The organism is Paracoccus yeei ATCC BAA-599 (assembly GCF_000622145.1).
GTDB classification, from domain to species: domain Bacteria; phylum Pseudomonadota; class Alphaproteobacteria; order Rhodobacterales; family Rhodobacteraceae; genus Paracoccus; species Paracoccus yeei.
On sequence record NZ_KK211402.1, the window covers coordinates 358,644 to 366,202 of the forward strand.

8 protein-coding genes, 1 tRNA gene and 1 rRNA gene are annotated in these 7,559 nt (G+C 62.9%); 8 read left to right on the forward strand and 2 right to left on the reverse strand.

Annotated features, from left to right (window positions below; translation table 11 throughout):
• Positions 1-18 precede the first annotated feature (18 nt).
• The 8 genes from BU28_RS0119480 (at position 19) to BU28_RS0119515 (ending at position 7,058) form a co-directional block, all read left to right on the forward strand.
• Entirely contained in the window at positions 19-1,944 is a 1,926-nt protein-coding gene (locus tag BU28_RS0119480) for a DUF2793 domain-containing protein (RefSeq protein WP_028720905.1), read from the forward strand.
• Between the two features lie 32 nt (positions 1,945-1,976).
• The gene (locus tag BU28_RS0119485; RefSeq protein WP_028720906.1) at positions 1,977-2,285 is read left to right on the forward strand and encodes a hypothetical protein; all 309 of its coding nucleotides are present in this window, start codon (positions 1,977-1,979) and stop codon (positions 2,283-2,285) included.
• A gap of 122 nt (positions 2,286-2,407) precedes the next feature.
• The gene (locus BU28_RS0119490) at positions 2,408-3,082 is read left to right on the forward strand and encodes a YcbK family protein (RefSeq protein WP_028720907.1); all 675 of its coding nucleotides are present in this window, start codon (positions 2,408-2,410) and stop codon (positions 3,080-3,082) included.
• Positions 3,079-3,324: a hypothetical protein gene (locus BU28_RS0119495; protein ID WP_415839904.1), complete on the forward strand. Its 246-nt coding sequence runs from the start codon at positions 3,079-3,081 to the stop codon at positions 3,322-3,324. Before BU28_RS0119490 ends, BU28_RS0119495 begins: the two co-directional genes overlap by 4 nt.
• A gap of 490 nt (positions 3,325-3,814) precedes the next feature.
• A complete protein-coding gene (locus tag BU28_RS0119500) occupies positions 3,815-5,599 on the forward strand; it encodes a DUF262 domain-containing protein (protein ID WP_028720909.1) in 1,785 nt (594 codons plus the stop codon).
• Between the two features lie 232 nt (positions 5,600-5,831).
• Positions 5,832-6,407 (forward strand): type IV toxin-antitoxin system AbiEi family antitoxin domain-containing protein, encoded by a 576-nt coding sequence (locus tag BU28_RS0119505; RefSeq protein ID WP_051578328.1) that lies wholly within the window; start codon positions 5,832-5,834, stop codon positions 6,405-6,407.
• An 80-nt stretch (positions 6,408-6,487) separates the two neighbouring features.
• On the forward strand, positions 6,488-6,742 hold the full coding sequence (locus BU28_RS0119510) for a ribbon-helix-helix domain-containing protein (RefSeq protein WP_028720911.1): 255 nt from the start codon (positions 6,488-6,490) through the stop codon (positions 6,740-6,742).
• Positions 6,743-6,746: 4 nt separating this feature from the next.
• Positions 6,747-7,058, forward strand: a complete 312-nt coding sequence (locus BU28_RS0119515) for a type II toxin-antitoxin system RelE/ParE family toxin (RefSeq protein WP_028720912.1) — start codon at positions 6,747-6,749, stop codon at positions 7,056-7,058.
• A 137-nt stretch (positions 7,059-7,195) separates the two neighbouring features.
• On the opposite strand, the gene BU28_RS0119520 is transcribed toward BU28_RS0119515, so the two are convergent.
• Both BU28_RS0119520 and rrf read right to left on the reverse strand, forming a co-directional pair.
• Positions 7,196-7,272 (reverse strand) — tRNA-Met (locus BU28_RS0119520).
• 60 nt (positions 7,273-7,332) lie between these two features.
• Positions 7,333-7,447 (reverse strand): 5S ribosomal RNA (rrf, locus tag BU28_RS0119525).
• Positions 7,448-7,559 lie beyond the last annotated feature (112 nt).

Below are 7,559 nucleotides of genomic sequence, written 5' to 3' on the forward strand. Positions count from 1 at the left end.
CAACTCGCGGGAACCCCCATGTCCGACACCACGACCCATCTGGGCCTGCCCTATCTCCTGGCGGCGCAGGCGCAGAAGCATGCCACCCACAACGAGGCTTTGCGCCTGCTCGACGCCATGGTGCAGCTTTCCGTCCTCGACCGCACGCGCACCGCACCACCCGCGAGTCCCAACGATGGGAACCGACATTTGGTGGCCTCCGGCGCAACAGGCCTCTGGGCCGGGTGGGATCTGAACATCGCCTTCTGGGTCGATGGCGCATGGATCCGCCTCGTGCCGCGTACCGGCTGGCTGGTCTGGGTCGCAGCCGAGGGCCTGTTCCTCGTCTGGACCGGCAGCGCCTGGGAAGTGGTCGGTGAGCCCCGCGACGTCTCGGACGCGGTGTTCAGCCTGGTCAACGACGCGGACCCGACGAAGAAGGCCACTTTCTCGCTGGCGGGCATCAGCGCCGGGACGACGCGCAGCTTCACCTTGCCGAACACCTCGTCCGAACTGGCGATCCTCGCGGGCACCCAGACCTTCAGCGGCAACAAGACCTTCTCAGGCACGCTGACGGCGTCCGGAACCGTGACGGTGTCGGCCGCCAGCGCCTCGATCGGCACGGCGACGACGACCGCAACCTACGGTATGGGCACCGGCGCCACGACGGCTGGGGTCACAAAGACCGTGAACATCGGCACCGGAGGCGCCTCCGGATCCACCACCGTCGTGAACATCGGCTCGGCCACCGCCGGGGCCGGGGGCACCACGGTGGTGAACACGCCCACCGTCACATTCGCCAATGCCGTCACGCAGGTCGGCATGCCGCAGGCAAACCTGACCGCGCAACTGCTCGGCCTCGGCGGGGCCACGGCGGACAGTTACAACCGCCTGTCGGTGAACACCCCGGCAGTTCTGCTGAACAACGCAGGCTCAGGCATCGAGGCGACAGTCAACAAGGCTGCGGCCGGGAATGACGCGGCCTTCGCCTTCAAGACCGGCTTCTCGGCCCGCGCCCTCATCGGGTTGCTCGGGAATGACGATTTCAGCTTCAAGGTCAGCCCGGACGGCTCGGCCTTCTTCGACGCCATCAAGGTCGACCGCACCAACGGCCGCGTCGAACTGGCCGAGCCGGTGGTCCTGCCCGCCCATGATGCCGTGCCCTCACCACCGCCCGCGGGGAAACTCGCGCTCTATGCCCGCGACCGGGCGGGGATGGGCTGGCTGGATGTCGAGCGCCCTTCGGGCCGCCACTTTCCGCTTCAGCCGCATTTTGGGGTCAACCGCATCGCGACATGGGCGCCCTCGACAAGCACGACGATCAACACCAACGGCATGCCGCGGACGGCCGTCGGCACGGCGGCGACGCCGACGCTGGCCACCACCAACCTCTCCACCTCCATGCGGCGCTGGCGGATGACCTCGGCGGCCACGGCCGGGGCGGCGGCAGAGGAGCGATCCGCAGGCTGGGTCTGCTGGCGCGGCAATGCCGAGGGTCTGGGCGGTTTCACCTATGTGAACCGTCTGTCGCTGGTCACGCTGCAAGCAACGGGCATGGGGTTCTTCGGCCTGATCGGGTCGATCGCGGCGCTGTCCACCACCCTCACCCTTTCGGCCGTCGTCAACGCGCTGGGCATCGGGTTCGAGCGCGGCACGCATGCCAACTGGCAGATCGTCCACAACGACGGCGCGGCCGCGCCGACCCTGATCGACCTCGGCGCGGGCTTCCCCGTGGCCAGCACGACCAATGTCCTGACGCTTTATATCGCGGCGGCCCCGAACGACAGCGCGGTCGGGATCCGCGTGGTCGAGGAAGTCTCGGGCGCCGTCGCCGAAGCCACGATCACCACCGACATGCCCGCGGCGACCCAGCTCCTGAGCCCGCGCAACTACCTCAACAACGGCAGCACAGCCGCAGCCGTCGCCTATGACTGCTCCGGCGTCTACGTCGAGACCGATTATTGAAGCGCCACGCCCCGTGGCCGGAAAGGACCATGATGGATAACCAGACCACTCTCGCCGGGGAGGTCGCGCGGGCCTTTCGGGACCACGGGATCACCGCCGCGCTGACAGCCCTGATCGGTGGCACCATGGCCCTGATCGCGGCGATCACGCGCAAAGCGTTTACCAACGAGGCCCTGCTGGATCGCCTGGACCGGGAACTGATCGCCGACCGGGACCGGATCGACCGCCAGCGCAGCGAGGACCGCAAGACTGATGGCGACCGCCTCGACCGGATCGAGACGGACATCCGATCCATGCGGGACATGCTGTTCGACGCCTTCCAGCGCGGCCGATCCGACTGACCGCCTGGCGACCAATCTACCACGACCACATCCCCCGCCCCCGGCGGGCAATGCCCGCCAGAACCTAAAGTCTGCGCGGCCTTGCCGCGCGGGGGCGGGTTTTTTCATCTGGAGGATCCACCATGCCGATCCTGACCTACTCCCACTGGCGCGACGTGCCCGCGACTGCCTGGCGCTGGCCGAACTTCTCGGCCGCCGAAATCGCCTGCCGCGGCACCGGCGCGATCAAGATCAACACGGAAGCCATGGACAAGCTGCAGGCCCTGCGCGATCGGCTGGGCAAGCCGCTGATCATCCGCTCCGCCTATCGCAGCCCCGAACACAACCGCGCTGTCGGAGGCGCCCCGGCCTCGAAACACATGCAGGCCACCGCCTTCGACATCGCCATGTCCAACCACGATCCTGCGGCCTTCGAAGCGGCGGCGCGGGCGGTCGGGTTCCTGGGGTTCGGATACTACCCGCGGTCGGGCTTCATGCACATCGACCTCGGCCCCGCCCGGTCCTGGGGCGATCCCTTCCCGGCGCGATCCGTGCCCTTCGCCCCGGAACTGCCGCCCGTGCGCGAAGTCCTATCAGAAAGCCGCACCCTGCGCGGCGGCGGCGCTGCGGGCGCTGCAACCGTCGGCGCGGCTGGAGTGGAAGTGCTGCAGGACGTACTTGCCGAGACCCAGTCGACGATCCAGCCGCTGGTGCCCTACCTCGACACGCTGCGCTGGGTGCTGATCGTCATCGCGCTGATCGGCATCGCGGTCACCATTCACGCGCGGCTCGACGACTGGAAGCGGGGCCAGCGGTGATCGGCTGGCTCCTCACCCATGGCCCGGCGCGCAAGGCGCTGGGCCTGTTCGTCTCCGCCGCAGCGATCCTGCTGTTCCTGCTGAACCTGCGCCGGGCAGGCGAGCGCGCTGGGCGCGTCGCCGAACGGCTAGACCTCCGAGAGAGAAACGATGCCATCCACCGCCAGATGCTCGACGCCGCCGCCCGCCGCCCTGCTGATCGTGACGCTCTGGCTGAGCGCCTGCGCGATGGCAGGTTTTGAGACCCGCGCGCCATGTTCCCCTGTGGTCGAATATTCTTCTGCGGATCAAGCGCGCGCTGCCGACGAGGTCGACTCGCTGCCAGAGGGCGCCGTCATAGTGCGGATGCTAAGCGACTACGCTGTCTTGCGTGATCAGGCGCGGGCGTGCAGATGAAACACGGGCCGGGCGAAGCCTCCATAGGAAGCTCGGTCGCCTCAACCGCGGCGCATCGCCCGGCCCGGTTCATGGATTCACGCTGTCAACGAGCGGCAGGGATTCGCAGCGGGTTGATGATGTCAGGTGCGGCCCTGCCTGTCCCGCATGGCGATGGGCACAATTGTGCACTTGGATGAAATGCGATGTCGTCAGACAGCTTGTCGACGGCTATTCCAGCTTGGCCTCTGGCTGAGCACTTTTCGGGAGTGACATGCGATCGCTGCAAATCTGGTCTGGAAGAATTCCGCAGATTTTGCGACGACTTAACTGTGTCAACGGGAAGGGAAAGCGCAGATGGCCATTCAGAAGATCCAGAGTGAAGACTGCTCGGTCGCCAGCCTCTTCCAGTCCTTCTATGCTGTCCCCGATTATCAGCGCGAGTACGTCTGGGATACGGACCAGGTCGAACAGCTTCTGAAGGACGTCCGCGAAGAGATGGGCGACGGCCCCGCGCAAGATGCCCCAGAGTACTTCATCGGCAGCATCGTCGTCTGCCCTGGCCGCGATGGCGTGCTTGACCTGATCGACGGCCAACAGCGGATGACAACTCTTTACATCACGCTCTGCGCGATCCGGGATCGGTTCGCTGAGCTGGGAGCACAGCCCTCCTCAGTGCTGAATTCCCAGATCGCCGATGCTGCGGTTGACGTTTCCGGCGAGGAGCGTCGACGCTACCGGCTCGACCTGCAGTATGAAGATAGTGGCGATGCGTTGACGCGCCTCGCTGATGGGAAGCGCATAGAAACGCCCTCCACCCAGTCGATGCGAAACATGCACAACGCCCATCATGTCGTCACCCGGTTTCTCGAGTCCGAATTCGGTCAGGATGCCGCAGCCGTCCGCAAACTCTACGGGTACCTGACGAACAAGGTGAAGCTGATCCGCATCGAGACCGAAGACGTCGCGAAAGCCCTGAAGATATTCGAAACGATCAACGATCGTGGCGTTGGACTGAACTCCATGGACCTTCTGAAGAACCTGCTCTTCATGAAGACGCCCAAGGGACAGTTCGACCGCCTGAAGGATACATGGAAGGAGCTGCAGGACACGATTTTCCGCATGGGCGAGAAACCCCTGCGATTTCTCCGCTACTTCATCTTCAGCAGGTACGACGTGGATCTCCTGCGTGAGGACGAGATCTATGGCTGGTTCACGAAAAACGATGCGCTCGTCGGGTATGGACGCGATCCAATCGGTTTTGCCAAAGAACTCGTGTCAGCCGCACGGGCCTATGAGCGGTTTCGCGAGGGCAAGAATGAAAAGGGTGAGCGCAACCGCTATCTCGACAACATCCGGCTACTGGGCGGCCAAGCAGCGCGTCAGCACCTGATACTGCTTCTTGCGGGGCGCCATCTTGGTCCGGCGCTGTTCGATCGTCTGGCCGCCGAAGTGGAGAACCTGTTCTTTTGCTATGTCATCACGCGAGAGCCGACGCGGGATTTCGAACGCAACTTCGCGAAATGGGCAACGGAGCTGAGGTCCATCAACTCCGACGATGAGCTTGATACTTTCATCGTCGCACGCTTCGACAAGGCGAAGGCAGACCTGGCGAACCGTTTCGATGACTCGATGGGCCGACTCGCACTTCGCAGCTTGCAGCTGTATCGGTTTCAGTACGTGCTGGCCAAGCTAACCCAGCAGGTGGATCTTCTGGCTTATGGCGAGACCGAGGGTACGAGGTGGCTTGGGAACTACGTGAGCGGCGGATACGAGGTCGAGCATATCTTTCCTCAAACGCCGAATGCAGAAGCCGCCGCTGAGTTCGGTCCCGTCGGCGATCCGGAGGTTGTGCAAAGGCTGGGTAACCTCGTCCTCGTCGAAAAATCCATAAACACCTCGCTCGGGAACCGCCCCTACAGTGAAAAGAGGCCGGTGTATCAGCAGTCCAAGCTGCTGTTGACACGGGCGCTGAGCGAGCGGCCAAAGGTCGGTACGAACACGCGCATTGACCGGGCGGTCGCCTTGATCGAGCCCTACTCCTCGTGGAATGAGGGGGCCGTTCATCAGCGTCAGCGTTCACTTGTTACGCTCGCCCGCGCTGTCTGGGGCCTTCCGGAACAGGCTGCTTCAATCGGTTGAGAGCGACATTGCGTGGATATTGAAAACATCGCTGATCTCATTTGCGGAGAATAGCGACACAAATCTCCGCATATTCCGAGGCGATTGTTCATCTTGGTGTTGTCCAGTGAATGTCTGCACTGGTTGTTTCAATCTGCCCTCGATGTTACCAAACCTAGGACAGGATGCACCTTTACCTGAGGTTTTGTAGCTATGCTCGCGACGGATCAGAACCAGCGCGCCCGCATGATCGATACATGGAAGCTCATGCGCCCGTTCAAGGGATCTGGCGCCCATAGGCGTGAGCAGGACCACGATCGCGAGGGCAGTGGCAGATGGCGTGGTCGTGCGCATCGGGAGGGGGCTGTATCAACTGCCCGACAGCGAGCCGGACCTGCATGAGGGGCTGATCGAGATCGCCAAGCTCGCACCCAAGGCTGTCATCTGCCTGACCTCGGCACTGTCCTTTCATCAACTGACCGACCAGCTGCCACGGCGGGTGTGGATCGCCATCGGTGCCAAGGACTGGGCACCGAAGATCGAATACCCCCGCACCCGCATCGTTCGCTTCCGTGAGCCCTACCTGACGAATAACATCGAGACTCATCGCATCCGCGGCGTGGAGGTGCGTGTCTATTCCATCACCAAGACAATTGCTGACGCATTTCGTAACCCGAAGCTGCTCGACCGATCCGTTACCATCGAGGCAATGAAGGCGGCGCTGGGCGCGAGGAAGGCCACGGCTGGCCAACTCGCGACAGCCGCGCGCGAGAACGCGGCATGGAACCAGATGCGCCCGTATCTGGAAGCACTGGCATCATCAGGATAATGGCGCGGCGAAGGATGCCGAGCCAATCTTGTCTGCGTGTTCATTTTTGCGTATCTTGAACACAACAGATGGAGGCCAACATGTCCCAGACCACGACGATGACTGTCCGGATCAGCGGCGCGCTGAGCGAGTTTGTGGCATCGAACGTGGGCGAGAACGGGTCCTACGAGAACATCAGCGAGTACGTGCGCGACCTGATCCGCCGCGACAAGGAGAGGGCGGAGCGGGAGGCGTTTGATCGTCTGAAGGCTGAGCTGTCGCGTGCTTTTGCAGCGCCAGAGGAAAGCTATCGCCCGTTGACCGCCGCCGAGGTGATCGCCCGGAACCGGGGCTGACGACGTGGTCGTTCGCGTCCAGGAGGCCGCATCGCTGCGGCTTGACGAGATCTACCGTTACACCCGCGAACGTTGGGGGATCGAGCAAGCGGATCGGTACCTCACCGACCTCTTCGCGGCGTTTGACCAGATAGAAAGCCATGGCGTCGCGTCACGCCCCATCCCGGCCGAGTTCGGGGTCGAAGGCTTCTACTTCCGGCATGTCCATCATTTCGTGTACTGGCGGCGACTGTCGAACGGGGACGTCGGCATCGTGACGATCCTGCACGAGCGGATGCACCAGATGGACCGGTTTCGGGAGGATCTTCCGAAGTGAAGGTTGGCTCGGGCGACGATTATCCGCTTCGTCGATGGGGGGCTCGACAAACGTTGACCAGGTGTTGACAAGAATCTGCAATGACAAAGGCCGAGCGTTTTGCTCGGCCTTGAAGTCTTTGATAAGACGTATTTTTTTGGTTGCGGGAGCAGGATTTGAACCTGCGACCTTCAGGTTATGAGCCTGACGAGCTACCGGGCTGCTCTACCCCGCGTCCGTTGCATCGCTTTGCGTTGCTTTCATCGTTCTGAGAGATGTTTTCGCTTCTTTTCAGGTCTGGCGGTGACCTACTCTCCCACGTCTTTTGACGCAGTACCATTGGCGCGACGGCACTTAACGGCCGAGTTCGGGATGGGATCGGGTGTTTTGCTCGTGCTTTGGCCACCAGACCGGAAAAGGAGCGAGATCGGCGTTATCCCGCAGGATGAAGTTGTCCAAGGATGCTTTTGGAAGAAGGTCTGTCTTCTTCCGGATCAAATCAAGCCAATCGAGCCATTAGTA